Below are 26,482 nucleotides of genomic sequence, written 5' to 3' on the forward strand. Positions count from 1 at the left end.
ACCAACCCGGACTCAAAGCCGCAAGCCACTCCGGCACGAGCAGAAATAACGGCCGCGAAAGCAATTAGCACCGAGAAATTAGTGCAGCAGTTACCTGAACCCGAGTCCGCCACGGAAGAGCCAGCGGGCGAAGCGGAAATAGCCCCGTCGAATCGTGAGGCATTGCAAACCAAGGGGGCGACCCGTAGCACTCAGCTACCGAACGGCGAATCCAAACCCACGGCAACGCTTCCTACCGCACCGGATCCGGGCATAAAAAACCGAGTGCAAACCACAGCACCTGCCGCCACCTCAGTTGACGCGACACAAAAGGTAAATGCCGCAGTGACGGCAGCGAACGAGCCCACTAGTAAGCTAGCGACTGGGCTACCATCCAAAACCGAAGCCACACTCACCGTGGATAAAAATGGAGCTCCAGTGGTGCAGGCGATCGCTGATGCCACGAAAGAGCAACCCATAGCACCAAAGGCCACAACAACCAAGGTCGAACGACAGCCCATTCTACAACGCATGGCGGCACTACTACATGCGTCCCCCACCTCGGCAGAACAAGCGTCTGTTTCAACCCTGGATCCGGCCCCCCCCCCGCTCATTCCCAATCGGATGTCACTGGGATCCTTCGTCCATGAAATCCATCTACACCTGGCTGGGAGGCAGCTCCCGGATCCCTTAAAGCCCGCCTTAAAAAATCTCGTGGATGCATTGGCCCAGCCACTGACACAACCGGATGCCGTCGAGCAGTGGTTTGATTTCTTGCGTCAGCCCTTGTCTTCCGACTCCACGGCGGGCCGAGCCCTCCAGCAATGGGCTTTGACGTTATTATCGATTCGTTTGCAGCAGATGGCCGTCACGACAGACCCAACGTCTTCAGCCCAGCAGCAGCCTCATCCGTTACTCAACCACGAAGAACACCAACAACTGACACACAAGTTGGCCGCATCCTTATTTGGTCAAACCGAGCGCTTCCAACAGCTACAACAGGATGCACAGCAACAGATCCCCAATTATGTTCCCCTTCCGCCCCAGCAACCCGGTGACCGCGAAGGTGGCTTATCCATGCAAAGGAGTGCCGGTAAACAAAGCCCTTATCAATGGACACTCAGCTTTTTCATCGAATTGCCACAACTGGGCCCGCTGCAGATCCGTGCTTGCCTGGACATCCCGGATATCCAACTGCAAGTCATGGCCGAACGTTTGAGTGCGGTCGATAAAATCAAGGAGACCCTCCCCCTGCTGGAGGGCCGTTTTCGTGAACTGGGCCTGACACCTGGGGGCTTTGTCTGTCGTCAAGGCAAGATTATTCCCCCCCAAACGGAGGATGAGACATCATCCGCTAGTGCCACCGCAGGCTTTTCAATCCGGATTTGAATATGACCCGACAACCCGATGATCCACTCAAGGCTGTAGCTCTGAGATATGATGGCACCCAAGCGCCCCATATCGCCGCTCAAGGCGAGGGAAATATGGCCGAACAGATCTTGGCGATGGCAGAAGCCGCAGGGCTGTACGTTCACCAGGATCCCGCACTATTGGCCCGACTTGAAACCTTGCGTGAAGGCGAGTCCATTCCGCCCGCCCTCTATGTCGTCATTGCTGAAATTCTGGCCTACTCCTACTTGCTGCAAGGCAAATATCCTGAACATTGGCGCCGCGCCGATGGCTCAAAAGCGCTGGATGTAAAAGCATAACCCATCAGCTCGGTATGCGAGAAAAGCCCAGTACTATCCAGAAAAACAAAAGCCAATCAGATTAAACCGACTGGCTTTTGTTAGTTGGAAGTCTCTTTAGACTGCCAAATGTATTCAAAATATCAGCATATGCAGAGCAGAAATGGATACCACACTACCGGCTCTTGGCGCCGCGTAATGAGATCAGCAATTCGGCCTCAGCTTTGGGAATTTCGCATTCGGCCATGACTTCATCCAAACCCGCACCCAATTCAACCATCCGCGCGGCTCGGCTGTACAGGCGACTGTCAGGATCATGCAACACCAACTCTTGCTGGCGTTCAGCAACAGCGATAATGCCTTTCTCTAGCTCACCCAATTTTTGACCGGTACCCAAGGCACTGCTGTGAAGTTCGTTGAGCTGCTTGCGGGCACTATCCCGAGCCTTGAGCAGCTCCTTCAACAACAACTCCATCGCCTGTAATTTGCGCTTGCTACGACCGACACCAATCCATGCCAGAATCAGTGCCACTATCGCCACGCCCAACGCCAATCCGGACAGGATCAGGGTGATGAAATTTAAATCCATCATCAAAGCAGATTCAACTCATCCCACTCATCATCCGACAACAGCTTGTTTAGATCGACCAGGATCAGCAACTCGCCGTCTCGATTACTCACCCCTTGAATAAACTTGGCACTCTCTTCTGTACCAACACTCGGCGCTACGTCAATCTCTGAAGCGCGCAGATACACAACTTCGGCGACACTATCCACCATGATGCCGATAACTTGTTTTTCTGCTTCGATAATGACAATCCGTGAGTTGTCACTCACCTCAGCGGGTTGCAGCCCAAACCGGGAGCGGGTATCAATCACGGTCACCACATTACCGCGGAGGTTAATAATCCCCAGCACATAATCTGGGGCTCCAGGCACGGCAGCAATTTCGGTATAACGAAGAACTTCCTGAACCTGCATGACATTAATGCCATAGGTTTCACGATCCAGTTGGAATGTAACCCACTGGAGCACTTCTTCCGCAACATTCTGCGCCACGTTACGCTTCTGACTCATTTTTTGATTCCTTATATCGGGCGTCATAAAACAAAATTAGCAACAAACTCGAACGAGAGCGATGTTAGCAACCATCAATATTCACTCCCTTCACTAATAAAGCCAAAAGCTCCTGTACATGAAGTAAGGCACACATTTTGTCTTTTACCATACCTGCCAACCAAGGGCGTTTGCCGGCACTACTCCGCCATTGGATCCGGGAGTCCTGCAGCAGCTCGGTACCATTGAGTTGGTGGCACGCCAATCCCCATTGGCTGTTACCCAGCATAACGAGATATTCATATGGTTCGTCCGCCGTCCGTTCAGGCATGATCCAGCGGGTGGTATCCACCACATTGAGTTGAGACTCCCGTTGCGTCATGACACCAGCAAACCAGTCCGGTTTACCAAACAGAGAATTGATCTTGGTAATTTGGTGGATCCCGCCCAGTTCGGTCAGCGGCACGGCGAACGTCACACCAGAGACCACAAAAAATAACGCCTGAAACTCTTTACCCGGTTCAATGTTTTTCCACACCGGAGGCGCGGGGGGCTGGGGTCTCCGCGGTTGAACTTTCACTGGTTCGACCGATTGAGTCGAGCGTTGGCTTTCCGTCAACGGCTCGACCTGAGCCAGAAGATCGGCCAGACGAGTCTGTTGTTCGACCACAGGTTCAGCAAAGGGTGCCGGTGTGCTCAATGGCTGGGCTAATTCAGGTTGAGGAGCCAAGGGTTCGGCAACAGTTTCGGAGAGCAGCGACTGGAAGTAGCTATCCATCGCTTTGAACTGGGATCCCTGAGTCATGATGTCCGTCCCTCTTGTTGCAGCAGATAGCCAAGCAAACTCAAGTAAGCCTGACTACCACGACTTTCTGGCGCATAAATTGAAGGGGGGACATGCAAATGGCTCGCATCCCTGAATTTGGTATCAATAGGGATCACGGAATCCCACACCCGCTGACCATACAATTCACGAACGGTTTCCAAACTCTGCAAGGATGCTTTGGTACGCTTATCAAACATGGTCGGAATGATGGTGTAATGAAATGGCAATTGACTGGAGTGCTGCATGATTTCAAAGGTTTTGATCATACGCTCCAACCCTTTGAGAGCCAAAAAATCAGTTTGTACAGGAACCAGAATCCAGCTGCTGGCGGCCAGGGCATTGACCATCATGACACCCAATACCGGCGGGCAGTCGATCAGCACAACATCATAATCATCTTTAATATGTTGTAAGGCTCGGCGCAAAATCAGACCCATACCGTCCCGATCACCCAGGGTTCGATCCAGAGTGGATAAAGCAATGGAGGCAGGCATCAGGCTGATATTATCAAAACGAGTCTTTAGTATGACGCTTTTGACCTGCGAGGCATCAGGATTGCCTTGCTCAAATAAATCAAACAAGGTTCCATCCAGAATATCGGAGTCATAATCCAGATAACTAGTTAAAGAGGCGTGCGGATCGGTATCGATCAGCAAAACTCGTTGATTCTGACTTGCCAGTAGCCCAGCCAGAGTCACGACAGTCGTGGTCTTTCCTACGCCACCCTTCTGATTGGCAATCGTCCATACTATCAAGGCGTTATTCCTGTCTCTTTAATTTAAATCGGCCATCAGGCAACTGGATAACATTGTAATTATCCGGGTTAACATTCTGCTCACGAGGTTTTTCACCAGGTTTGGCCGCTGCCTCATCGACAATAACGGGCAAGGCTTTCGGTGTATAGGCAAAGCGAGAGACGGCAATCACAACCTTGCGATTGACTTCCCGGCCTCGCTCCGTGGTATTGGACGCAAAAGGAGAAAACTCACCGTAAGCTTCTATGGCCAATTGAGCTGGAGGTATGCCATCCGCATCCAGACTTTTGAGCACTGAAATGGCCCGAAATGCCGAAAGCTCCCAATTCGAGGCATAGAGCTCGTTACCAATCTTGATGTTGTCGGTATACCCACGAACCCGGACATAGTTATTCAACGGGGCAATAGTTTTAGCTATTTGTTTTAGAATCGGCTTCGCTTTGAGTAGAACCGTGGCGCTACCGCTGGGGAAAATAAGCCCAGAGCTCAACTCTATGGTCAGCCAATTTTCATCGGATTTAATATTGATAAGACCTGCGGAGATCAGGTCCTCTAACGATTTACTAAACTCTTTTTTTAACGCATCAAACGGAGCGCCAGAACTGTTATTGGTGCTGCTGTCCAGCGGTAGCTGATCCTTGATCTCTTGTTCACTGTTTTGTGTCGGAAGGGGTTGTTGTGTCGGTGGCTGGCCGGTATCGAGCATGCCGCCGCCCCCTTCGGTTGGCGCTTGGACAATAGACACGATTTGATTCGGCGATGCCGCACTGATGTCTGAACCATCACTGCTTTGCTGGATCCCCATATTGCCACCCAGGACGGTGGAGCCTGGTCGCGCGGTGACAAACCCCATTTCGGTAAAACTCTGGATCAAGCCCTGCACCAGGGCCTTCACTTCAGTCTGTTTGGACATGGCATAGCCATACAACACCACAAACAATGCAAATAGCAAGGTCATGAAGTCGGCGTAGGAAAGTAACCAACGCTCATGATTCTCTGGCGGTTCGGCTTTTTTCTTCTTTGCCATGGCTTACTCTTCCCCGATGTAAACCTGCAAACGTCGTTTGAGTTGCATCGTATTTTCACCACCTGCAATCGACAATAACCCTTCGAGTACCATCAGTTTGAAATGTGCGATCTCGTGATTAAAGGCTTTGAAACGGTTAGCCACCGGCAAAAAGAGTATGTTTGCCGAACCAACACCGTAGATAGTTGCCACGAATGCAACTGCAATCGCCGGTCCAAGCTTCTCCGGTTGGTCGAGAAGGCCCATGGCATGAATCAGACCCAACACGGCGCCCAAGATACCCATGGTTGGCGCGTATCCGCCAAGGGCTTCAAACACCTTTACGGATTGTTCCAACTCATGTTGTTCCATCTCGATCTCGTTTTCGAGCAACTGGTGTAGTTGTTCCTTATCTACGCCATCCACGATCATCTGCAACCCATTGCGGGTAAAGGGATCGCCAATTTGCGCCACCTGATTCTCCAGCGCTAACAATCCTTGCTGACGCGCAGTGGTCGACATCCCCTCCAGCATTTCTGACTGAGCATGCAAATCCAATTTCGGACCAGCCAGCAGCCACTTACATTGCTTCAGCGAGGCAATCAGCACACCAAACGGGAACTGCACCATAACCGCACCGATAGCACCGCCGATCACGATCAAGAATGCAGGCAAGTTGAGCATGGCACTCGGGTGCCCGCCTTCAAGGAGGTTAGCGCCGATGATAAAACCGATTGCGACAAAAATGCCGAGAAGACTCATGTTTAGCGCCCTATTTCAACCAAAATTCGTTGCGCAATTTTATCCAATGGCAAGGATTCCGATGCGATCCCCGCTTTGGCAACGGCCTGCGGCATGCCATATACCACACAGCTGGCTTCATCCTGAGCCCAGATGGTTGACCCCTGCTCCTTCAGCAAGCGGGCGCCATCTCGACCATCAGCGCCCATGCCCGTCAGAACAACCGCCAGCACCTTATCGGCGTGACTCTTGGCTAAGGATGCGAAGGTGATATCGACGCAAGGCTTATAATTTACCTTGTCATTTCCTTCAATGATCCGGATCCGAGCGCTGCTCCCCCGGCCATCCAGCATCATCTGTTTTCCGCCAGGAGCCAAGTAAGCCGCACCGGGTCGCAACAAATCACCATCTTCGGCTTCCTTGACGCTGATTTGACACAGACCATTGAGACGCGCGGCGAATGCGGCGGTAAAAGTAGCTGGCATATGCTGGATCAGCAGGATTGGATAGGGGAAATTGGCAGGTAGTTGAGTCAGCACAGCCTGTAGAGCAACAGGTCCGCCCGTAGAGGTTCCGATCGCCAGCAGTTGGTAGCTCTTACCGGATTTTTTAAAGTGAACCGGTGCCGTACTTGGTGCAGATATGACTGCGGCTGAGGCTCTTTCTGTCGCCGAAGAAAACACACGAGACGGCGCCCCTCCTTGCCCAGCCACTGGCGCAGATGAAGCTGTACTGCTTGGGGAAAGGTGGGATGTTGGCGCAGGACGCGGAGTCGACATAAACAGACGGCGACGAGCAATAGCTTTAACGCGCTGCTGCAGTAGCTTAATGGCTTCTTCTTTATCCCGCGCTATGTCTTCAAATTTTTTGGGCAAAAAATCCAGAGCGCCGGCATCGAGCGCATCCAAGGTCGCTTTGGCACCATCATGAGTGAGTGAAGAAAACATCAGGATCGGCGTCGGACACTTAGCCATGATTTCCCGGACAGCCGAGATGCCGTCCATGACCGGCATTTCGATATCCATGGTGATGACATCGGGCTGTAGACGTAAAGCCTTATCAACGGCTTCTCGGCCATTTTGCGCCGTATCAATCACCTCAAGCGACGGATCTTGATTAATTATTTCGCTGACTCTGCGACGAAAGAAGCTGGAGTCATCTACCACTAATACCTTAACTGCCATGTGTTCTTCGTTCTCTATGTTCAGCGTCGACGGGCATAAGCCTTCAACAAATTAGGCACATCCAATATCAGAGCAATACCACCATCACTGGTGATCGTCGCACCGGCCATACCAGGCGTTCCATGCAATAACTTATCGAGCGGCTTGATGACAACCTCTTCTTGGCCTATCAAATTATCGACGACAAAACCGACCTGTTGAATACCGATTTGTACGATGACGACATGCCCCTGCTCCCGACGGGTCTGACTCCTTTTAGCCCCTCGAACCAGCCAGTCTTGAAGATAAAACAAGGGGATAACTTTATCCCTGACTATGATGGTCATCTGCCCGTCAACCATCTTGGCCCGTGTCAGATCCAGATTGAAAATTTCATTGACGCTGGTCAACGGCAGGGCAAAGGTTTGTTGGCCGACTTCAACCATCAAGGTCGGCAAAATTGCGAGGGTCAAAGGAACTTTAATCTCGAGACGAGTCCCTACGCCCAATTCGGAATGGATGTGAATCGAGCCATTAAGCTGAGCAATACTGGTTTTCACCACATCCATGCCGACACCTCGGCCCGAGATGTCAGATATCTGCTGTTTGGTCGAAAAACCCGGAGCAAAAATCAAATTATACGCTTCGGTGTCACTCATCCGGCTCGCGACTTCTGGCTCCAGAACTCCGCGGCTGATCGCGATTGACTTAAGTTTCTCTGGATCCATGCCTGCGCCATCGTCTTCAATCAGCAGCAGAATATGGTCACCCTCCTGGGAGGCGCTCAAACGAATGGTCCCGATACGGGATTTGCCGGCCGCAGCACGGACATCTGGCATTTCAATGCCATGGTCGCATGAGTTACGCACCAGGTGAACCATAGGGTCCGCCAGGGCCTCGACCAGATTTTTATCCAAATCCGTGTCTTCGCCCTCCATCTCCAGATTGATGTCTTTTTTCAGGCTACGCGCCAAATCTCGAACAACACGAGGAAAGCGACCGAACACTTTTTTGATTGGCTGCATTCGGGTCTTCATGACTGCCCCCTGCAAATCAGCAGTCACCACATCCAGATTGGACACGGCCTTTGACATTTCCTCATCGTTACTGGCGACCCCCAGGCTCACCAGACGATTACGCACCAGCACCAATTCCCCAACCATGTTCATGATGACATCCAGAGTTCGGGTATCGACACGAACCGTGGTTTCATTCTGAACTTGTTGTGCCGGCTGCGATGCGGCCGGAGCCTGAGCTTTGACTGCCACTACTGGGCTATCATCGGCGCCGGCGGCCTCTGCGCTCTCTACACCACCAACCGGAGCCTTGCCTTTGCCATGCAACTCATCGAGCAGACGTTCAAATTCGTCATCATCGATCAAGGCATCCGCTTCGGACTGCGCCTGCACCATAGGTGCAGCAGGAGTTGCAGCGGCAGGGCTTCCAGCATGCTTACCTTGACCATGCAATTGATCCAGCAATGCTTCAAATTCGTCGTCGGTGATATCACCACCCGTGGAGGCTATTGCTGCCGCAGGAGTCGATGCGACCGAAGCGGACGGTACCTTTCCGGTACCATGTAATTCATCGAGCAAACGATCGAATTCATCTTGGGATATTTCATCAATCGAACCGCCTGAGGATACAGGAGCTGGCGGTGGCACAGGCGCTGCCGCAGGTTTGACCGCGGGTGAGTTCTTGGCTGCCAATTCAGTAGCAGAAGCAGGCTTACTCAGATGATGCAAAGCATCCAGTAATTCAGGAGCTGCTGGTTCCAGAGCCTCACGATTTTGTACCCGGGCAAACATTTCATTGATCGAATCGAGGGTTTGCAAGATGACATCCATCAATTCGGAGTCAACTTGTCGTCCACCGTTCCGTAAGGTATCAAAAACGTTTTCAGCACCGTGGCACGCATCGACCAATTCGGAGAGGGACAGAAATCCAGCACCACCCTTGACCGTATGGAAGCCACGGAAAATGGCATTCAGCAGCTCACGATCATTGGGACGCTTTTCCAGGTCAACCAGCTGCTCAGAGAGCTGCTCAAGGATTTCCGATGCTTCGACCAAAAAGTCTTGCAGGATGTCCTCATCAACTTCGTAGCCCATTCTTTACTCCCTCAGAATCCTAAACTCGACAACAAGTCGTCCACATCATCCTGACTAGCAACCACGTCGGTGCGTGTTTCCTTGTTGATAATCGGTCCTTCCGCTTCGATTCCCCGATTGATGGTGCCAGGGTTTTCTGACTGCTGGGCGAGCGGTTCACCAAACAACGTCAGCATCTCAACCAATTTTGACTCAACTTCCTGAACCAGAGTAATCACTCGGCGAATCATCTGCCCAGTCAGATCTTGGAAGTCTTGAGCCATCAAGATCTCGGTCAACAAATCCCGTAACTGATTGGAGTCAATTTCGGACTGCTTAATGAACAGATCCAGCTGATGACACAACACCTTAAACTGCCCCAACTCAAGTTGCCGCGTCATGAGTAATTTCCATGCTGGCAACACCTGCTGGATCCGCTCGTTAAGCTGGCTGGCCAATGGCAAACCGGCGTCAACAGCATCCATAGTCCGGTTCGCCGCCTTATCCGTCATGGTAATGACATAATTGAGACGTTCCCGAGCATCAGGAATTTCTTGCATCGCCAAGTCAGGGATGCGGGAATCGAGTTGAAAATCATGCAGTGAGGTATGGAGTTGGCGAGTCAATTGGCCAATTTTGGCAAACATATCACTCGCATTTGGCGCACAAATGTCGGCCAACAACTCATCGGCCGCAGCCTGCTCACCCTGCTCGAGATACATCACGAGCATCCTGGCTTGCTCCAGGCTAATCAGAGGCGCCTTCGACTTCATACAGACACCCCGTTAACCAATACGTTCGAAAATCTTATCCAGTTTTTCTTTCAAGGTGGCAGCAGTAAATGGTTTGACAATGTAGCCATTCACACCAGCCTGCGCCGCTTCAATAATCTGCTCACGTTTTGCTTCGGCAGTTACCATCAGAACCGGCAAATGACTCAACTTATCGTCGGCACGGATCGCCTTCAACAGATCGATACCCTGCATGCCGGGCATATTCCAGTCCGTTACCACAAACTCGAAGTCGCCATTCTTCAACATGGGCAGTGCCGTATTACCATCATCCGCTTCATGGGTGTTGTTAAATCCCAAATCACGGAGCAAATTTTTGATTATCCGGCGCATTGTTGAAAAATCATCAACAATGAGGATTTTCATGTTCTTATCCAAAATATCCTCCTAAGTGGCCGCCCAACACAGCCCTAACTCATTCTGTTTATAGCGATATTGTTTTTTATTATGCATCACACTTGCCTATGAGTGTAGACAAGCATGTGTGCGGTCAGTACCAATCTTTCATTCTGGCTCGCAATCTATGCATCGCCTGACTGTGGATCTGGCTGATTCTTGATTCACTCACGTTGAGAATTTGACCAATCTCCTTGAGATTCATCTCCTCGTCGTAGTAAAGCGACAAAACTAGCGCTTCTCTTTCAGGAAGATGAGTAATACCTTCAGCCAATGCTTGCTGAAAGCGTTCTCGAGCAAAACCAGTGAAGGTTTTATTGTCATCTTCTGAATCTGAGGCATCCGTTAGTGCATCCTCGGATACCCCCAAATCCTCAATGCCGACGACACGGCCACAAGCCGCTTCATTCAACATGCTGTGATATTCGTCGAGGGATACGCCCATGGTCTGGGCGATTTCGACATCTTTGGCATCCCGACCGCACTGCTGTTCAACGACGCCGATCGCATCGGAAATCCGCCGGGTATTACGATGGACCGAGCGAGGCACCCAATCACCACGCCGAATTTCATCAATCATGGAGCCGCGAATACGAATACCGGCATAGGTTTCAAAACTCGCACCCTTGCCACCATCATAGTTACGCGCAGCCTCCAGCAGGCCAATCATGCCAGCCTGAATAAGGTCGTCTAACTGAACGCTGCTTGGCAAACGAGCCATCAGGTGCAATCCAATCCGCTTGACCAGCTGCGCATGCCGCTCAATCAACGCGTTTTGATCCTGATGACGAGCATAAGCATGGGCTTTATTCACTAATCGTATCCTGAGCTAATGACGGCTTGTGCAGCAGGGTTTCGATAAAGAACTCCAGGTGTCCTCCAGGCTGGTGAGGGGTCGGCCAGCCTGCGGCCTTATTGGCCAGCGCCCGAAACGCCAACGATGCAGGCGATTTGGGGAATGCATCTACAATAACTTTCTGCTTCTTCACGGCTTGCCGCACATTGTTATCGTAGGGAATACAAGCCACAAGCTCCAGGGACGCGTCTAAAAAACGATCCGTCACTCGCGTTAATTTCGAGAACAGCTCCTGTCCCTCACGCAAGCTACGCACCATGTTAGCGACAACCTTGAAGCGGAAAACACCATACTCCCGCGACAACAACTTGATGAGCGCATAGGCATCAGTGATAGACGTGGGTTCATCACACACCACCACCATGATATCCTGAGCGGCACGGGAGAAGCTCAGCACCATATCAGAGATACCGGCAGCCGTATCGACCAATAACACATCGATTTGCGTCTTCATGTCACTAAAGGCTCTAATGAGACCTGCATGTTCTGCTGGTTTCAATTCAACCATCGACTGGGTACCAGATGTCGCCGGAATAATCATCAGGCCATAAGGCCCTTCGACAATGATGTCGTCCAGCGTACATTCGCCGGAAAGAACATGAGATAAGTTTCGCTGCACGCGTAAGCCCAGCATGACGTCGATATTGGCCAGCCCCAAGTCCGCATCGAGCAACATGACACGTTTCCCCTGCGCCGCCATGGCAACCGCCACGTTCAGAGTCACACTCGACTTGCCAACGCCGCCTTTACCACCAGTCACAGTGATGACCTTGACGCGATTATTCTGGCGCATCTTCCGCAGACCCTGAGCTTGATCCAGATTGATATTATTCATGTTATTCATAAAACTCCATGTGGTCGGCGCGATCGCTCTCCTGGCCCCAGAAATGGCTCGGAACACCATCGGCCTCCAACTGCTGCAATGTCGCGGCAATCAGCTCGCCGGCATCGGCAACCTTGATATCTTCGGGGACCCGTTGGCCATCGGTAACATAGCTGATGGGCAGATTGTTCTGAATGCACATACCCAATACATCGCCCAGATTCAGGCTTTCATCCAACTTGGTCAGAATACAGCCACTGAGCGGTACCCTGCGAAAATGTTCATAGGCCTCTTGCAACACCCGACGTTGCGAGGTTGCGGGCAACACCAGATAGTTGCGGATCCGCACCTTGGCATTTTTTACCAAGGTGTCCAGTTGTTCGGTTAGACGAACATCCCGCTGCCCCATCCCGGCCGTGTCGATCAGAACCAAGCGTCGATTACGCAGCTGATACAGGGCCGCCGATAACTCCTCTACATCGGAAACCGGCCGAACAAGACAGCCCATGATGCGCCCATAAGTCTGTAATTGTTCATGAGCACCAATGCGATAGTGATCCGTAGTGATTAGGGCAACTTGGTCCGGACCATATTTCATGGCAAAGCGGGCCGCCAGTTTGGCGATAGTCGTGGTTTTGCCGACCCCAGTCGGTCCGAGCAAAGCAATAGCGCCGCCGTGGCGCAAAATATCATCGTCTGTGGTTTTCACATGCTCCAGCAGTACCTTGTGCATCAGATGCCAAGCGTCATGCAAGGATGCGCTTTCAGGAACACTCGCGGCGAGCTGTTCGGCAAATGACTCTTCAAAACCGCCTTTGCACAGTTGCTTGATGAGCAGCGCCCGCACCGGTCCACGACGCTCAACCTCCTGCCACATCAGTCCCGACAGTTGGTGCTGAAGTAGTTTGCGGATGGAGGCTATTTCGGTACGCATGGCATCCAGGTCTTTATCTCGGCTTTGAGCCGGTGCCGCGCGCGATGCGCCGCGTCGGGGAGTAGCCGTCGGCTCCGTGAATGCCGCCTGTTCGGCCAAGGTTTTCGGCGCACCAGAGTCACGATTGAACCCAGAAGGCAGACGGGATTGGAGTTGCTGCTGACGCGCCAACAAAGCGGAAAGGCTATCCGGGAAACTCTCTTGTTCGTCAGTTTTTTGGCTAATAACGGGAATTTGCGAGGCAAACGGCTCGATAGGGCGCGCACGCGACGATAAGTTGACACTATCATCCCGCACATCGCGAACAGGATCGGCAGCCGTCGTCGCGGCCTGCGTCTGGTAGTCAATAGCGGCAACGATCTCGATACCACCCGATACCTTTTTATTGGACATGATCACCGCATCCGGACCGAGGACCTCTTTGACCTCAGCCAGAGCCGTGCGCATATCCTTGGCAAAAAACCGCTTTATCTTCACCTAGACCTCCAGCTCCTTATTATTGTTGCCCGACTGCACTGACGATGCGGATCTGTTTATCATCAGGAATTTCCTGGTATGAGAGGACTCGTAATCCAGGAATGGAGTTCTTCACGAAACGAGCTAATGTGTTGCGTAAGACGCCCGAAGTCAGCAATACGGCAGCCTGCCCCTCAAGCTCCTGACGCTGTGCGGCTTCAGTCAGGGATTTCTGCATCCGCTCCGCCAGCCCAGGCTCGATGCCCGCACCTTCCGCACCACCAGCCTGCAGGGATTGGTGCAAAATACGTTCCAGCTCAGGAGCCAGGGTGATCACCGGAATAACCGATTCGCCACCGATGATCTCCTGCACAATCAGACGTCGCAAGGCGATACGACAAGCGGCCGTCAATACATCGGGGTCCTGACTGCGCGGAGCGTACTCCACGAGCGTCTGCAGCACGGTACGCATATCACGCACCGGCACCCCTTCTGTCAATAGGTTTTGCAATACCTTGACCAAGGTTCCCAGACTCATCACACCCGGGATCAAGCCCTCAACCAGCTTGGGTTGCGCACGAGCCACCATATCCAGCAGATTCTGCACCTCTTCATGGCCGAGCAGCTGGGCTGCCTGGCTGGTCAGCAACTGGCTCATATGGGTGGCAATAACCGTCGAAGCATCCACCACTGTATAGCCCAGACTCTGGGCCTGATCGGATTGCTCGCGGGCGATCCAGACCGCATCCAGGCCAAAGGCCGGATCCCGGGTCTCCAATCCCTGAACCGCACCAAAGACTTGGCCCGGGTTTATCGCCATCTCTTTATCATGATAGACCTCGGCCTCGCCCATGTTGACGCCCATCAACGTGATGCGATACTGATTGGGCTGTAGATCCAGATTGTCGCGAATATGAACGGGTGGCACCAGGAAACCCAGCTCCTGGGACAACTTCTTGCGTACCCCCTTGATCCGATTCAGTAACTCGCCGCCCTGGCTCCGATCCACCATGGGGATCAGACGGTAACCGACCTCCAGGCCAATCACATCGACCGGACTCACATCATCCCAGCTCAAATCCTTATGCTCAGGTACAGCGACATCATCCATCGGAGCCAGTGCCTTGGTTTCGGCATCCGTCTTGCGCTTTTTGCTCTTGCGCACCATCAACCAGGCACCAAGTGCGGAGATAGAGCCCAAGGATAAAAAGGCCAGATGCGGCATGCCGGGAACCAGGCCCATGATGATCAGCACCGCAGAGGCAATGATCAGCGCCTTGGGCTCTTCAAACATCTGGTTGAGCACCACCTGTCCCATGTCCTGGTCCGTGTTCTGCCGGGTCACAATGATCGCCGCCGCGATAGAAAGCAGTAACGACGGGATCTGCGCAACCAGACCATCACCGATGGTCAACAAGGTATAGATAGCAGCGGCGTCGCCAAAGCCCAGTCCATGCTGGGCCATACCGATGATGAAGCCACCGATGATGTTGATAAACAGGATGAGGATACCGGCCACGGCATCCCCCTTAACGAACTTGGACGCACCATCCATGGAGCCGTAGAAGTCGGCTTCCATGGTCACTTCTTGACGCCGCTTTTTCGCTTCATCCTGATTGATCAGGCCCGCATTCAAGTCAGCATCGATCGCCATCTGCTTGCCGGGCATCGCATCCAGCGTAAAGCGCGCACTCACTTCGGAAATACGGCCAGCACCCTTGGTAACCACCACAAAGTTGATGATCATCAAGATGATAAACACGATAAGACCGACCGCGTAGTTACCACCGATAACTACATTACCAAAGGCTTCGATGACATGACCGGCAGCCGCAGAACCATTATGTCCCTCCAGCAGCACCACCCGAGTCGATGCCACGTTCAACGCCAGACGTAACAAGGTTGCCACCAGTAGGATCGTCGGAAAAGCCGCAAAATCGAGCGGCCGACGGGAATAGACGGCGACCAGCAACACCACCAGTGACAGGGCAATGTTGAAGGTAAACAACACATCCAGCAGGAAGGTCGGTATGGGTAGCACGACCATGCCGAGGCTGGCCAATACCAGCAACGGAGTACCCATACCACGGTTCAGCAGATGACGATATTGACCCAGCGAGGCGAAGGTGGCTCTCATTTCCATGGCAGTCTGTCGAATAATATGGCGTTAACCTAGACTAGCAAAAAACAAGCCATCGATTAACCATTTGATTTTTATTATGATAAATAATGCTAGCCGGTTAACGTCAAAAAAATGTCAATACCTTAACTCATCAGGGATCGGCAGTTCATCGGCCAATTTACGCGGTGGCTCGGCTCGCCCCTGCTTGTAGGCCTGTAATTGATAGACGTAGGCCAGTACCTGGGCAACCGCAACGAATAGGCCATCTGGGATCTGCTTGTTGAGCTTGGTAGTATGGTAGATGGCTCGAGCCAAAGCCGGTGAGGCCACGCTAGTCACCCCACACTCCCGGGCAATCTCGCGGATCTTCATCGCCACCTCATCCACCCCCTTGGCCAACACAATGGGCGCCGCGCCCGGTTTATCGCGTTCATATTTGAGAGCCACTGCGTAGTGAGTCGGGTTGGTGACCACCACATCGGCTTGAGGCACCTCCGCCATCATCCGGCGATTGGCCATCTCATACTGCAGACGACGCAAGCGCCCCTTGACCTCCGGCTTCCCTTCCGAGTCCTTATATTCATCCTTGATTTCCTGCTTACTCATGCGCAGTTGTTTATTGTGATTCCACATCTGGAAGGGGACATCAATCGCCACAATAGGCAGCAACGCACAGCAAATCCCGACGGCAACCCATAGGCAAAGCTCCAGGGCGTCATAGATGGCATAAGGAAATTGGCGCTGGCTTAAATCCAGAATGTGCGGCAGTTGCCCCATGATCAATGACCAAGAGAGCAGACCAATAAACAAGACTTTCGCAATAGACTTGATGAGCTCGACCCAACTTTGCATACCGAACATGCGTTTGAAACCCGCCATAGGGCTGAGTTTGCTCATCTTCGGCATCATGGCTTCGCTGCTGACGTTCACCCCCCCCAACAGCAAGTTGCCCACCAACGCTGCCAGCAACACAATGGCAAACAGCATGATCAGCGGCACAATCAAGTCGCCAATGTCGGCGCCTAAGGCGGGGATCATGGTAAACGGATCGAAGACCTGTTCACGGGTGAAGGAAAAATTGCGGTGAAACACATCGAGTAGCGCTTGCCCGAGTGACTTGGCAACCATGGATAAACCGATGACCCCGGCCAGCAACACAACCGCCGTCCCCAGTTCTTTGGATCGGGGAACCTGGCCTTTCTCCTTGGCCTGGTCTAGTTTTCGCCCTGTGGGTTCCTCTGTTTTTTCCTGACCATCCGACTCGGCCATGGCCTATCCCCCCAAACACTGGGTCTGGATCACGTCACAAATCAGTGACTCCACTTGCTGCCAATGCTGCAAAAAGTGCTCCATGAAGCCCCCCAATGACACCCAGATCACCAACAAGCCGCAGATCATACTGATCGCAAAACCCATGCTGAAAATGTTCAGCTGTGGCGCGGCACGCGTCATGACACCAAAGGCAAAATTGATCAGCAGCATGGCGACAATGGCGGCAAGAGAGACCGAAAGACACATCTCGAACATCACGCCCAAAAATGCCGCCAGCATTTGAAACCCTTCAATGCTGATCCCGCTGACCGCCACGGGCAAAGTAGTAAAACTCAGCTGCAGCAAATGCAACATGGTCAGGTGACCATCGATGGCAAAGAAAATCAGGGTTCCGAGCATCAGGTAGAACTGGCCGACGACCGGTGTCGAACCACCGTTGATGGGATCCACCATGGAGGCAAAGCCAAGGCTGGTTTGCATGGCGATGATCTGCCCGGCCATGATGAAGGTCTGGATCAAGAATTGCGAAGCCAGGCCGATGGCAACCCCGACCAACACCTGTTGCGCGGTGATCATCATCCCCGTGATGCTGAACAGCTCGACCGCAGGCATAGTCGGCAGCAACGGAGCCATCGCCACGGTAATCACCAGGGCCAGTTTGGCGCGGATCATGATGGGAACAGTCTGAGAGCCGAGGACTAACATGGTCATCAGCATGGCGGAAAGACGGGCATAGGGCCAGGCATAGGAGGCAATCCACGCCATCACCATATCCGCCGGATAATTCACCCCAGCACCTCGGGGATTTGCTCGATGATCAGGGTGAAAAAATCCAGCAAGATCTGCAAACCCCAGTGCGCACCGAGCGCCAACGCGGCTAGAGTGACCAGCAGGCGGGGCAAGAAACTCAGCGTCTGTTCGTTAATTGAGGTGGCGGCCTGGAATATCGAGACGATCAAGCCAATAAACAGGCTCGGCAGTATAGCCGCACAGACCAACAGGCTGACGATGCCTAACGATTCGCGAAAGACATCGACAAAGGCTTCGGGGTTCATCCCCCACCCCCGACACCGAAGCTGTTGATCAACGACCCCATGATCAGGGTCCAGCCATCGACCAACACAAACAGCATCAACTTGAAGGGCAACGAGATCAGCATGGGTGACAACATCATCATCCCCATGGCCATCAAGATACTGGCAACCACCAGATCGATGACCAGGAACGGTAGGAAGATCATGAAGCCAATCTGGAAGGCGGTCTTCAATTCACTGATCATAAATGCCGGGATCAGCACCCGCATCGGCACCTGTTCCGGTTTGTCGACGTGAACGTTGGCAAATTCCATGAAACTATTCAGATCCTTAATTCGGGTCTGTCCCAGCATAAACTGGTGGAGCGGAACCTGCGCGGTATCAAACGCCTCGCGGGATGAGATCTGTTCATTCAGATAAGGCTGCAGCGCCTCAGCATTAATGCGATCGAATACCGGCGCCATGATAAACAGAGTCAGAAACAGCGATAAACCGATCAGGATCTGGTTCGATGGACTCTGCTGCAAGCCGATAGCTTGCCGCAAAATCGACAGCACGACGATGATCCGGGTAAACGAGGTCATCATGATGACGATTGACGGCAAAAAGGTCAGCGCCGTCATCAAGGCCAGGATCTGCAGGGTCAAGCTGTACTCTTGGGAACCATCCGGATTGGTCGTGATGGTCACGGCCGACAGGCCACCGGTCTGCGCCCACAGCGAAGGAGCCACGAGACACAGCAACAACCAATACCAGTTACCTTTCATGGTGGCCCCCGGTTGGGCTATCCGCGGTTGCTTCCACCGCCGAGGTCGTTTCCGGCTTCATCAGTTTGGCCAACTGAGCGGCAAAAGGCGGCACCAGACTCTGCTCGTTGAGGGGCGTCTCCAACTTGCACAGCAACGAGATATTCGCCGGCGTCATGCCCAGCACCAACTGCTCGCTACCCACCTTGACTACCAGCAACTTTTCTCGGGTTCCCAATGAGAGGACACTCAGCACCCGCAACTGGCTCTGGGCCTGATTCGGCAGCAACCGACTTTTTTTCAACAGCCAAGCCAGCAGCAGAATCAAACCGATGACCAGAAAACAACTGACCAACCACTGGATAATATTGGCATTGCCCGCCGTCGCTCCTGCTCCTGAGACCGGAGCGGCAAGCAACGGTGTAGCCAGCGTGGCCAGGAACCCACAATAATGTCTCATTTCAGCTTCTTGATCCGTTCGGTCTGGCTGATGACATCGGTCAGGCGGATCCCGAACTTATCGTTCACCACCACCACTTCGCCATGTGCAATCAAAGTGCCATTGACCAGCACATCCAGCGGCTCGCCTGCAACCCGATCCAGCTCGACCACCGAGCCCTGGTTCAATTGCAGCAGATTGCGAATGCTGATCTGGCTGCGTCCCACTTCCATGGTGATGGTGACCGGAATATCCAGAATCGCATCCAGCTTGCGTCGCTCTTCCATCGAGATGGGCGCCGACTCATCAAACTCCTCCAACTTGGCCGGTTTGACTTCCCCATCCGCCTGTTCGCCCAGAGCCGCAGCCCAGGCATCGGCCATTAAATCCTGATCATCCATTCCTATTCTTCCTCAATGCTCTTTTCAAGCTCTTCGAGTTCAGCCACCCCATCGATGCGCATCCCGCCTCGGGTGACCAGCGTCATCTCGTTTTTGACCGAATCGGGTCGCTTGATCTTCTCGGCAATTTTGATGGCAACCTTGTCTTGAGTTCGGCCCAACTTGGCCCGGAACGTCGGCAGGTCTTCAACAAAGACCAACAGCGACTCGGGCATGGTCACCGGAATAATATCTCCGGCTCTGAAGTTCATCAGTTGGCGTAAGGTAACTTCGGTCTGCAACAACCGGGTGGAAAGCCCGACCTGGACATCCATGATTTCGTCCCGCAACGCCTTGCTCCAGCGCAGATCGGTATCGCCTTTGTCGCTTTGTACCCCGGCATCCAGCAATTCACGGATCGGCTCCAGCATGGAATAGGGCATGGCGACATGGAAGTCCCCCCCGCCGCCATCCAGCTCGATATGGAACGAGCTGACCACGATCACTTCCGTTGGGCTGACGATGTTGGCCATCGCCGGGTTCACTTCAGAATCCAGATATTCGAACTCCACATCCATGACCGGAGCCCAGGCCTCCTTGTAATCCTCAAACACCAGCTTGAGCAACATCTGGATAATGCGTCGCTCGGTGGGGGTAAACTCCCGCCCTTCGATCTTGGCGTGATAGCGACCATCGCCGCCAAAGAAGTTTTCAACCAGGATGAAGACTAACCGAGCCTCCATGGTGATCAATGCCGTCCCTTTGAGCGGACGAAAGCGCACCATGTTCAGACTGGTGGGTACAAACAGCGTGTGGACATACTCGCCGAACTTCAGCATCTGCACGCCATTGATCGAGACTTCGGCGGTACGGCGCATCATGTTGAAGAGACTGATCCGCATATGGCGGGCAAAACGCTCGTTGACCAACTCCAGGGTTGGCATGCGGCCCCGGACAATCCGATCCTGGGATGAGAAGTCAAAGGTCATCACGCCCGGCGCCGTCGCCAGGCCAACATCCTCCTCTTCTACTTCATCGACCCCGTGTAACAGGGCATCGATTTCGTCCTGTGTTAACAGATCGCTCACGTTTCACCTATTGCATGACAAAGCCGGTAAACAGAACCTGCTCGACCACGGCTTGTTGAGTGACTTCATGCAGTGCCTGGCTCACCGATGCCATGGCATCACTGCGTAATTTGTTACGCCCTTCGACAGTCGCCAGCTGCTCGCTGCTGGCAGCGGCAAACACCTTAAACATGGCGCCCTCGATCAGTGGCGTATGTAAGGTGGCTAAGGCTTGATTCGCCGCACCACGGACCAAGAGTGCCACTTTGATCTGTACCAAACGATAGCGCGGCTTGGCTGCAACGTTGAAGACAAAGGGGCGAGGCAACACCACATAGAGAGCCATCTTGGCAGCCTGCTCGGCGGCCTTTTCCTCTTCGCTCTGACCGTGACCGCCCTCACCCTCCGCCTTGGCATCGTCCTTCTTCTCGTCGCCGCCGGATAGCATCATCCAGCCACCGACACCACCGCCGATCAACAAGATGAGTGCTGCGGCTATGATGATGATCAGTTTTTTCTTGCCCCCCTGGGGCTTGAGTTGTAGCTGTTCTTCCTCAGCCATGAATATCGTGCTCCGGCTCTATTGATCAGGATCTGTCGCTCATCATAAGCGTGGATCAGTTTGCATCAAGCGTAGAAATCAATTCCTGAGGCATCCGTCGAGCGGATGACCAGATTCTGTACATCCACACTCTCACCCAGGCTATTTTCGCCCCGACGCCAAGGCGAGGATGAACCATTACCCTGCCCTTGCCCCTGCTGGGCCAACTGTCCCGGATCTTGTTGTTGACCCGCAGACTGCTGCTGCACGTTAGTCTGCCCAAGCTGGATGCCTTGGCTCGCCAGCATGTCGCGCAGTTTTGGCAGCGCCTGCTCCAGCAACTCTCGTGAGCTACCATGCTGGACGATGAACTGGACATTGGCTTTCTGATCCTGATCGATCGATAACTGAATGCTCATTTTCCCCAGCCCCTGCGGCTCAAGCTGGATCTCGGCCTCATGCCACTTCTGCCCCATCATCAGCGTCATGCGCGCCGCCAGCTCCGGCGCAGCCTGTTGAGGCAGCCCCAGATGGACAGCCGCAAGAGAAACCGGGGTTTCACGACTGCGCGATAGAGCCTCCTGGGCGGCGGCAGTAGATGTGATAGCAGCGGATGTAACAGCGTGCGTAACCGAGCCTTGAGTCTCACCCAGGAGCGCATGCATTTCCGAAATGGTCCCGGTGGATACCGAGCGCACACTGTCAGGTTGAATATTGGCCTGCAGACTGAACTCATCCCGGGAGACTTCCTCACCCGAGGCCTGCGGAGTCTGTGAAGTCTGCGAAGTCTGCGAAGACATGATGCTGTTTAATGAGAAGGCTAGCTCGGTTGTCGGCCCCGCCGTCGTTTCGAGCGGTGCGCGAACCAGCGCCGAAACCGCTGTCTCCGATACCAGGGCAGTGGCTGGACTCGCCCCCTCCCGTTTGCCGCCACCGGCCAGGAGCGCCGCTAATTGTGCCAACTCGGAGGAGCGCTGACTGGACTCTGGTTTAATACCCAGAACAGTAGTGACTGCCTCCGATACCTCTGCAGTGGCTGGACTCGCCCCCTCCCGTTTGTCACCACCGGCCAAGAGCGCCTCTACTAATTGTGCCAACTCGGAGGAGCGCTGACTGGACTCTGGTTTCATCCCCAGGACAGTAGTGACTGCCTCCGATACCTCTGCAGTGGCTGGACTCGCCCCCTCCCGTTTGTCACCACCGGCCAGGAGCGCCGCTAATTGTGCCAACTCGGAGGAGCGCTGACTGGACTCTGGTTTAATACCCAGAACAGTAGTGACTGCCTCCGATACCTCTGCAGTGGCTGGACTCGCCCCCTCCCGTTTGCCGCCACCGGCCAAGAGCGCCGCTAATTGTGCCAACTCGGAGGCGTGTTCACCGCGCTCAGGCTGCTGGGCCACAGCAACAGCGCCGGCATCACTCACTGCCTCATCTGGCCCTTCCTGCACGACCGCAGCCGCGAATGCCTGAACGCCCGACTTGGCCGCCGATCCAGCCGTCGGCGCTGCTACGTCACTCGACGCAGGCGGCTCCGATGGGCTCGACATCGGCTCGGCGGGCAATACCAGCTCATCCAGCCACTGGCTAAAGCCCTCCTCCGTCAGCTTGGACTCCGCAGAAGATAAGACATCAGATGACGAGGCGGCGACTTCGCTCGGCGGCAAGAATTTGCCGCTCGACTCCGTATTCGAGGTCACAGGATCACCGTTTGCCGTGGGATCCGTACTCGTCAGCGCGGCCAAATCTGGTGTCTGCAGATTTGCCTTGGGGATCACCACCTGGGTATTGGTCGCCAGACTATTTTGCAGATGCTGTAAAAAATCGATGGCAGCCGCCTCGCTGTCCGGTGAAGCATCGGATGTACTTTCAGTTTCTGGCAGCAAAGGGTCGCCCGCGATCTTGACGTGATCGGCTCCAGCGCCAGACTCCCAAAACTCCGAACTCAGGGCCTCCGAACTCAAAAGCGCTGGGTCCATGACCTCTGCCGATGCCTCCGCGGCGGCATCCATATCCCCCCACGCTAAAGCGTCGGAGTCGGCAATGTTTACTGCTTTCTTATCCTGCATATTCGGATTACTGATCAGCGCACGCTCCTGCTCTGACAATACATCCGAGTCTGTCTCAACCGTACCAGCCTCTGGGGCTATATCCTGAGTAACCGAAACGGCGGTTGCAGTGGTGGTTGCAGCCGAAACTGCCGCCTTATCCTGCGGTTTAGCGTCTGTACGCGGAGAACTTGCGGCATCGACAACGGCAGCAGATCTGGAGTTGGTGTCAGCTCGAGGCTTATTCGCGGCACTCGTAACCCCAGGCTCCTGAGGCTTCACCTCAGCCCGGGAGACGCCAGCAAAGGCCGCTTTGGATGGATGAGCAGGCTTCGAAGCGTCCGATTGCCGCTGCGGGGCCGTCGTTTTGGCTTCCAGCACAGCCGAGAAATTATTCTCGCCCTGGACTGCGGATGAACGGGAAAGCCCCCCCAGACTCTCTTGAGGTGCCTCTAGGGTAATCTTGCTGTTTACCTGCATCATCGCCTGCCACCTTGGATCCCATGCCAGCCAGTGTCACTCTCCGACACCCGCACAGCGTGAATTGAGTATTCGATGCCAATCTCTGGCAATTTTCAGGCCAAAAACGACTAGGACTCGGCCTGGCGGTGAAAATAACGAAAGGTCGCAAACTCATCGAGCAACTTCTGCTCTTGCCGAGCCTGCTTGATGGCTTCCTTGGCGGCCTTGCGTTCCAGCAACATTTCCAGCGCCTTGCGTTGTTGTTGCAGTTCCAACCACTCCTTACGACGATTTTCTGTTGCCTGCCGCACCTGCCGTAATCCCTCTAACTGCTGGGTGGCGGCATGGTCCAGTTTGTTGATGAAGGCCTGATAGTGTCCAAACTGCAGGCCATTGAGCCCCTTGCTGCCGCGCTCCGTCAGTTGGCCACTGTAGTTTTCCCGATACTGATTCAGTGCCTCGAGCTGACTCTCGTAGCGCATCTGATCCTGCCGGGCCAACGCCAGAATTCGTGAAGCCCGATCTTCGGCTTCGATTAGACGATCCACCAATAGTTGTATGGCTCTGCTCATGGTGACCTCGGTGCATCACAGCACACATCAAACGAAAGAAAAAATAGCGCGGACACTGTCGACTCCATGACTGCCGAATTAGTGATTGCCGCGCACGAGCGTCATGGCAACCTGTTGCAGCATCTGCAGGCAGTCGTCATAAGGCACCACCTCTTTCATTTTTTGCTGCAAGAATTGGTCCAGTAGTGGCCGGATAGCAATGGCCTGATCCAGACGCGGGTCGGCGCCGCGCTGATAGGCACCGATGGTGATGAGATCGCGGTTCTGTTGATACAGGGAGTAGCACTGCTTGAGGGTGCGCGCCATCAACATATGTTCTTCGGAAGTGACCATCGGCATGACCCGGCTGATGGACTTTTCCACGTCAATCGCCGGGTAGTGGCCGCTGTCGGCCAGTTCCCGCGACAACACGATATGACCATCCAGAATGGCCCGAGAGGCATCGGCGATAGGATCTTGCAGATCATCGCCTTCGGTCAGAACGGTAAAAAAGGCGGTAATGGAGCCTTGCCCTTCGGCGCCGTTACCCGCACGCTCCACCAGCGCCGGTAATTTGGCAAACACCGAGGGTGGATAACCCTTGGTCGCCGGAGGCTCGCCAATCGCCAGGGCAATTTCCCGTTGTGCCTGGGCATAGCGGGTCAGGGAATCCATCAACAGCAACACATTGAGCCCCTGATCACGAAAATATTCGGCGATAGTCAAGGCCGTTTCACAGCCCTTGAGACGCATCAGCGGCGAGGCATCGGCAGGTGCCGCCACCACCACAGAGCGGGCGCGGCCCTCGACGCCGAGGATTTCTTCGATGAACTCTTTGACTTCCCGACCCCGTTCACCAATCAACCCCACCACGACCACATCGGCGGTGGTGCCGCGAGTCATCATCCCCAGCAATACCGACTTACCGACCCCGGAGCCGGCAAATAGTCCCATCCGCTGGCCCTGACCGACGGTGAGCATGGCATTGATGGCACGCACCCCGACATCCATCGGCTGATGGATCGGCTTGCGCGCCAGCGGATTGAGTCGACGATTGACCAGGCGCGCCGAATCAGCGGTCAAAATCGGTCCCAGGCTATCCAGCGGTTCGCCGACCCCGTCGATCACCCGCCCGAGCAAGGCCATACCGACCGGAATACCGTGCTCGTCGCTGATGGGCGTCACTTTGGCGCCGGGAATGACCCCCTTGAGCTGCTCACTGGGCATCAAGAACAGTTTATCGCCGGAAAAGCCGACAATTTCCGCTTCCAGATAACCATCCAGAGTTTCGATGCGGCACAAGGAGCCTACAGCGGCACGGCAGCCAATCGCTTCCAACGTCAATCCGACCACCCGCGTCAATTTTCCGGCAACGCTGGGACGGGTCGCGGTCTCACTCACCTGATAGGCACCAAGACGCGTCAGCAGACTCATGACTGCCGATCCAGGTTGGTCCGCAGGAAGTTACGCAGCAGATTCTCGATACGCTCCTCCAGCATCCAGTCGATGCTCGACGTGCGGCTGGCCAGTTGCAGATCGCCGCGTTGCAGTGCCGGCTCCGCCAGCAAGGTCCAACCCCGACGCTGGCACTCTTCTTCGCCATAGGCACTGCGAATGAGCTCGGCATCCTCGGGATGCAAGGTCAGAGTGATGCCCTCTTCGGCACAAGGTAGCAGAGCGATCGCCTCTTTGAGCGAGCTTAACAAGAGATCGGACGAGGTATGGGCTTCATGGCGGATGAGGCTCTTGGCCAAGCGTAATGCCAGCCAGACCAACTGCTGCTCGACCTGGGTATTGACCTGGGCCAGCGGCTGCACCAGCTGGGCGCAGAGCTGCTGCCAATGGGTGACTTGCTGTTCAATCAGATCCTGCCCCAGCGCCAGCCCTTCGGCTTGGCCTTGCGCCAGCCCCTCGGTATGACCCTCTTGCAGTCCCTGCAGACGCCCCTCTTCTAGACCCTGAGCCAAGCCCGCCTCTCGCCCCTCGGCAAAGCCATCCTCATAGGCGGCCTGCCGCACGGCTTCTATCTCTTCGAGCGTCAGCGGCTGCTGTTCAGGCTCGACTTCAGCCTCCGCTTCGACCGGAGCCTGTTCGCTCTGATACCAGCCCGCAGAGTACCCCAGCGCATTACTTTCCGGCTCCTGATCGGCAGTTTCCATCATGGGCCAGTCCCAGGCGGTAAAAGCCTCGCCCGCTGGCTGTTCACGCTGTTCCTGGGGTGTTGGCTGCTTCGGATTCACCCTGCTACTCCTGCCTGTTATCG

The 26,482-nt window shown here is 54.3% G+C and carries 28 protein-coding genes; 2 read left to right on the forward strand and 26 right to left on the reverse strand.

Annotation, left to right across the window (positions count from 1 at the left end; genetic code table 11):
• Both fliK and ACYVG7_RS04860 read left to right on the forward strand, forming a co-directional pair.
• Positions 1-1,368 (forward strand): flagellar hook-length control protein FliK (gene fliK, locus ACYVG7_RS04855; protein ID WP_460882097.1); only part of this gene is annotated, 1,368 nt, incomplete at its 5' end.
• A gap of 2 nt (positions 1,369-1,370) precedes the next feature.
• Positions 1,371-1,688, forward strand: a complete 318-nt coding sequence (locus ACYVG7_RS04860) for an EscU/YscU/HrcU family type III secretion system export apparatus switch protein (protein ID WP_460882098.1) — start codon at positions 1,371-1,373, stop codon at positions 1,686-1,688.
• 154 nt (positions 1,689-1,842) lie between these two features.
• On the opposite strand, the gene ACYVG7_RS04865 is transcribed toward ACYVG7_RS04860, so the two are convergent.
• From ACYVG7_RS04865 to fliH, 26 genes are all read right to left on the reverse strand, one after another.
• Positions 1,843-2,259: a DUF2802 domain-containing protein gene (locus ACYVG7_RS04865; RefSeq protein WP_460882099.1), complete on the reverse strand. Its 417-nt coding sequence runs from the start codon at positions 2,257-2,259 to the stop codon at positions 1,843-1,845.
• On the reverse strand, positions 2,259-2,744 hold the full coding sequence (locus tag ACYVG7_RS04870; protein WP_460882100.1) for a chemotaxis protein CheW: 486 nt from the start codon (positions 2,742-2,744) through the stop codon (positions 2,259-2,261). The genes ACYVG7_RS04865 and ACYVG7_RS04870 overlap by 1 nt, the downstream gene beginning before the upstream one ends.
• A 64-nt stretch (positions 2,745-2,808) precedes the next feature.
• A complete protein-coding gene (locus tag ACYVG7_RS04875; protein WP_460882101.1) occupies positions 2,809-3,528 on the reverse strand; it encodes a chemotaxis protein CheW in 720 nt (239 codons plus the stop codon).
• Positions 3,525-4,304: a ParA family protein gene (locus tag ACYVG7_RS04880; protein ID WP_460882102.1), complete on the reverse strand. Its 780-nt coding sequence runs from the start codon at positions 4,302-4,304 to the stop codon at positions 3,525-3,527. The genes ACYVG7_RS04875 and ACYVG7_RS04880 overlap by 4 nt, the downstream gene beginning before the upstream one ends.
• A 4-nt stretch (positions 4,305-4,308) precedes the next feature.
• The gene (locus ACYVG7_RS04885) at positions 4,309-5,331 is read right to left on the reverse strand and encodes a flagellar motor protein MotB (RefSeq protein ID WP_460882103.1); all 1,023 of its coding nucleotides are present in this window, start codon (positions 5,329-5,331) and stop codon (positions 4,309-4,311) included.
• Positions 5,332-5,334: 3 nt separating this feature from the next.
• On the reverse strand, positions 5,335-6,072 hold the full coding sequence (locus tag ACYVG7_RS04890) for a flagellar motor protein (RefSeq protein WP_460882104.1): 738 nt from the start codon (positions 6,070-6,072) through the stop codon (positions 5,335-5,337).
• Positions 6,073-6,074: 2 nt separating this feature from the next.
• Complete coding sequence (locus ACYVG7_RS04895; RefSeq protein ID WP_460882105.1) at positions 6,075-7,235, reverse strand: protein-glutamate methylesterase/protein-glutamine glutaminase; 1,161 nt, start codon at positions 7,233-7,235, stop codon at positions 6,075-6,077.
• A 20-nt stretch (positions 7,236-7,255) separates the two neighbouring features.
• Positions 7,256-9,325 carry a chemotaxis protein CheA gene (locus tag ACYVG7_RS04900; protein ID WP_460882106.1) on the reverse strand — a complete coding sequence of 690 codons (2,070 nt, stop codon included), beginning with the start codon at positions 9,323-9,325 and terminating at the stop codon, positions 7,256-7,258.
• Positions 9,326-9,336: 11 nt separating this feature from the next.
• Positions 9,337-10,077: a protein phosphatase CheZ gene (locus ACYVG7_RS04905; protein ID WP_460882107.1), complete on the reverse strand. Its 741-nt coding sequence runs from the start codon at positions 10,075-10,077 to the stop codon at positions 9,337-9,339.
• 12 nt (positions 10,078-10,089) lie between these two features.
• Entirely contained in the window at positions 10,090-10,461 is a 372-nt protein-coding gene (gene cheY, locus ACYVG7_RS04910) for a chemotaxis response regulator CheY (protein ID WP_460882165.1), read from the reverse strand.
• Between the two features lie 124 nt (positions 10,462-10,585).
• The gene (locus ACYVG7_RS04915; RefSeq protein WP_460882108.1) at positions 10,586-11,305 is read right to left on the reverse strand and encodes an RNA polymerase sigma factor FliA; all 720 of its coding nucleotides are present in this window, start codon (positions 11,303-11,305) and stop codon (positions 10,586-10,588) included.
• Complete coding sequence (locus ACYVG7_RS04920) at positions 11,298-12,182, reverse strand: MinD/ParA family ATP-binding protein (RefSeq protein WP_460882166.1); 885 nt, start codon at positions 12,180-12,182, stop codon at positions 11,298-11,300. The genes ACYVG7_RS04915 and ACYVG7_RS04920 overlap by 8 nt, the downstream gene beginning before the upstream one ends.
• A 1-nt stretch (position 12,183) precedes the next feature.
• Positions 12,184-13,581, reverse strand: coding sequence for a flagellar biosynthesis protein FlhF (flhF, locus tag ACYVG7_RS04925; RefSeq protein WP_460882109.1), 1,398 nt, complete (start codon positions 13,579-13,581; stop codon positions 12,184-12,186).
• 19 nt (positions 13,582-13,600) lie between these two features.
• Positions 13,601-15,703 carry a flagellar biosynthesis protein FlhA gene (gene flhA, locus ACYVG7_RS04930; protein WP_460882110.1) on the reverse strand — a complete coding sequence of 701 codons (2,103 nt, stop codon included), beginning with the start codon at positions 15,701-15,703 and terminating at the stop codon, positions 13,601-13,603.
• 114 nt (positions 15,704-15,817) lie between these two features.
• Positions 15,818-16,951, reverse strand: a complete 1,134-nt coding sequence (gene flhB, locus ACYVG7_RS04935; protein WP_460882111.1) for a flagellar biosynthesis protein FlhB — start codon at positions 16,949-16,951, stop codon at positions 15,818-15,820.
• Positions 16,952-16,954: 3 nt separating this feature from the next.
• On the reverse strand, positions 16,955-17,743 hold the full coding sequence (gene fliR, locus ACYVG7_RS04940; protein ID WP_460882112.1) for a flagellar biosynthetic protein FliR: 789 nt from the start codon (positions 17,741-17,743) through the stop codon (positions 16,955-16,957).
• The gene (gene fliQ, locus ACYVG7_RS04945) at positions 17,740-18,009 is read right to left on the reverse strand and encodes a flagellar biosynthesis protein FliQ (protein ID WP_460882113.1); all 270 of its coding nucleotides are present in this window, start codon (positions 18,007-18,009) and stop codon (positions 17,740-17,742) included. Before fliQ ends, fliR begins: the two co-directional genes overlap by 4 nt.
• Positions 18,006-18,755 carry a flagellar type III secretion system pore protein FliP gene (gene fliP / locus ACYVG7_RS04950; RefSeq protein WP_460882114.1) on the reverse strand — a complete coding sequence of 250 codons (750 nt, stop codon included), beginning with the start codon at positions 18,753-18,755 and terminating at the stop codon, positions 18,006-18,008. The genes fliQ and fliP overlap by 4 nt, the downstream gene beginning before the upstream one ends.
• On the reverse strand, positions 18,745-19,194 hold the full coding sequence (fliO, locus tag ACYVG7_RS04955) for a flagellar biosynthetic protein FliO (RefSeq protein ID WP_460882115.1): 450 nt from the start codon (positions 19,192-19,194) through the stop codon (positions 18,745-18,747). Before fliO ends, fliP begins: the two co-directional genes overlap by 11 nt.
• Positions 19,191-19,574 (reverse strand): flagellar motor switch protein FliN, encoded by a 384-nt coding sequence (gene fliN, locus ACYVG7_RS04960; protein WP_460882116.1) that lies wholly within the window; start codon positions 19,572-19,574, stop codon positions 19,191-19,193. Before fliN ends, fliO begins: the two co-directional genes overlap by 4 nt.
• Before the next feature lie 2 nt (positions 19,575-19,576).
• A complete protein-coding gene (gene fliM, locus ACYVG7_RS04965) occupies positions 19,577-20,641 on the reverse strand; it encodes a flagellar motor switch protein FliM (RefSeq protein ID WP_460882117.1) in 1,065 nt (354 codons plus the stop codon).
• Positions 20,642-20,648: 7 nt separating this feature from the next.
• On the reverse strand, positions 20,649-21,182 hold the full coding sequence (fliL, locus tag ACYVG7_RS04970) for a flagellar basal body-associated protein FliL (RefSeq protein ID WP_460882118.1): 534 nt from the start codon (positions 21,180-21,182) through the stop codon (positions 20,649-20,651).
• Between the two features lie 65 nt (positions 21,183-21,247).
• Positions 21,248-23,689 (reverse strand): flagellar hook-length control protein FliK, encoded by a 2,442-nt coding sequence (locus ACYVG7_RS04975; protein ID WP_460882119.1) that lies wholly within the window; start codon positions 23,687-23,689, stop codon positions 21,248-21,250.
• Between the two features lie 107 nt (positions 23,690-23,796).
• On the reverse strand, positions 23,797-24,240 hold the full coding sequence (gene fliJ, locus ACYVG7_RS04980) for a flagellar export protein FliJ (protein WP_460882120.1): 444 nt from the start codon (positions 24,238-24,240) through the stop codon (positions 23,797-23,799).
• A 78-nt stretch (positions 24,241-24,318) separates the two neighbouring features.
• Positions 24,319-25,653 (reverse strand): flagellar protein export ATPase FliI, encoded by a 1,335-nt coding sequence (gene fliI, locus ACYVG7_RS04985; protein WP_460882121.1) that lies wholly within the window; start codon positions 25,651-25,653, stop codon positions 24,319-24,321.
• On the reverse strand, positions 25,650-26,459 hold the full coding sequence (fliH, locus tag ACYVG7_RS04990) for a flagellar assembly protein FliH (RefSeq protein ID WP_460882122.1): 810 nt from the start codon (positions 26,457-26,459) through the stop codon (positions 25,650-25,652). Before fliH ends, fliI begins: the two co-directional genes overlap by 4 nt.
• Positions 26,460-26,482: the final 23 nt, after the last annotated feature.

The sequence above is a fragment of the Pseudaeromonas pectinilytica genome (assembly GCF_054780855.1).

Coding starts and splice junctions, on each gene's coding strand:
- fliQ (WP_460882113.1), bottom strand. CDS start 18,009: ATGAACCCCGAAGCCTTTGTCGATGTCTTTCGCGAATCGTTAGGCATC.
- fliJ (WP_460882120.1), bottom strand. CDS start 24,240: ATGAGCAGAGCCATACAACTATTGGTGGATCGTCTAATCGAAGCCGAA.
- ACYVG7_RS04860 (WP_460882098.1), top strand. CDS start 1,371: ATGACCCGACAACCCGATGATCCACTCAAGGCTGTAGCTCTGAGATAT.
- flhA (WP_460882110.1), bottom strand. CDS start 15,703: ATGGAAATGAGAGCCACCTTCGCCTCGCTGGGTCAATATCGTCATCTG.
- fliP (WP_460882114.1), bottom strand. CDS start 18,755: ATGAAAGGTAACTGGTATTGGTTGTTGCTGTGTCTCGTGGCTCCTTCG.
- ACYVG7_RS04920 (WP_460882166.1), bottom strand. CDS start 12,182: ATGAATAATATCAATCTGGATCAAGCTCAGGGTCTGCGGAAGATGCGC.
- cheY (WP_460882165.1), bottom strand. CDS start 10,461: ATGAAAATCCTCATTGTTGATGATTTTTCAACAATGCGCCGGATAATC.
- ACYVG7_RS04885 (WP_460882103.1), bottom strand. CDS start 5,331: ATGGCAAAGAAGAAAAAAGCCGAACCGCCAGAGAATCATGAGCGTTGG.
- ACYVG7_RS04975 (WP_460882119.1), bottom strand. CDS start 23,689: ATGATGCAGGTAAACAGCAAGATTACCCTAGAGGCACCTCAAGAGAGT.
- ACYVG7_RS04870 (WP_460882100.1), bottom strand. CDS start 2,744: ATGAGTCAGAAGCGTAACGTGGCGCAGAATGTTGCGGAAGAAGTGCTC.
- ACYVG7_RS04890 (WP_460882104.1), bottom strand. CDS start 6,072: ATGAGTCTTCTCGGCATTTTTGTCGCAATCGGTTTTATCATCGGCGCT.
- fliO (WP_460882115.1), bottom strand. CDS start 19,194: ATGAGACATTATTGTGGGTTCCTGGCCACGCTGGCTACACCGTTGCTT.
- fliL (WP_460882118.1), bottom strand. CDS start 21,182: ATGGCTGAGGAAGAACAGCTACAACTCAAGCCCCAGGGGGGCAAGAAA.
- fliN (WP_460882116.1), bottom strand. CDS start 19,574: ATGGATGATCAGGATTTAATGGCCGATGCCTGGGCTGCGGCTCTGGGC.
- ACYVG7_RS04900 (WP_460882106.1), bottom strand. CDS start 9,325: ATGGGCTACGAAGTTGATGAGGACATCCTGCAAGACTTTTTGGTCGAA.
- flhB (WP_460882111.1), bottom strand. CDS start 16,951: ATGGCCGAGTCGGATGGTCAGGAAAAAACAGAGGAACCCACAGGGCGA.
- ACYVG7_RS04895 (WP_460882105.1), bottom strand. CDS start 7,235: ATGGCAGTTAAGGTATTAGTGGTAGATGACTCCAGCTTCTTTCGTCGC.
- ACYVG7_RS04905 (WP_460882107.1), bottom strand. CDS start 10,077: ATGAAGTCGAAGGCGCCTCTGATTAGCCTGGAGCAAGCCAGGATGCTC.
- ACYVG7_RS04875 (WP_460882101.1), bottom strand. CDS start 3,528: ATGACTCAGGGATCCCAGTTCAAAGCGATGGATAGCTACTTCCAGTCG.
- ACYVG7_RS04865 (WP_460882099.1), bottom strand. CDS start 2,259: ATGATGGATTTAAATTTCATCACCCTGATCCTGTCCGGATTGGCGTTG.
- fliI (WP_460882121.1), bottom strand. CDS start 25,653: ATGAGTCTGCTGACGCGTCTTGGTGCCTATCAGGTGAGTGAGACCGCG.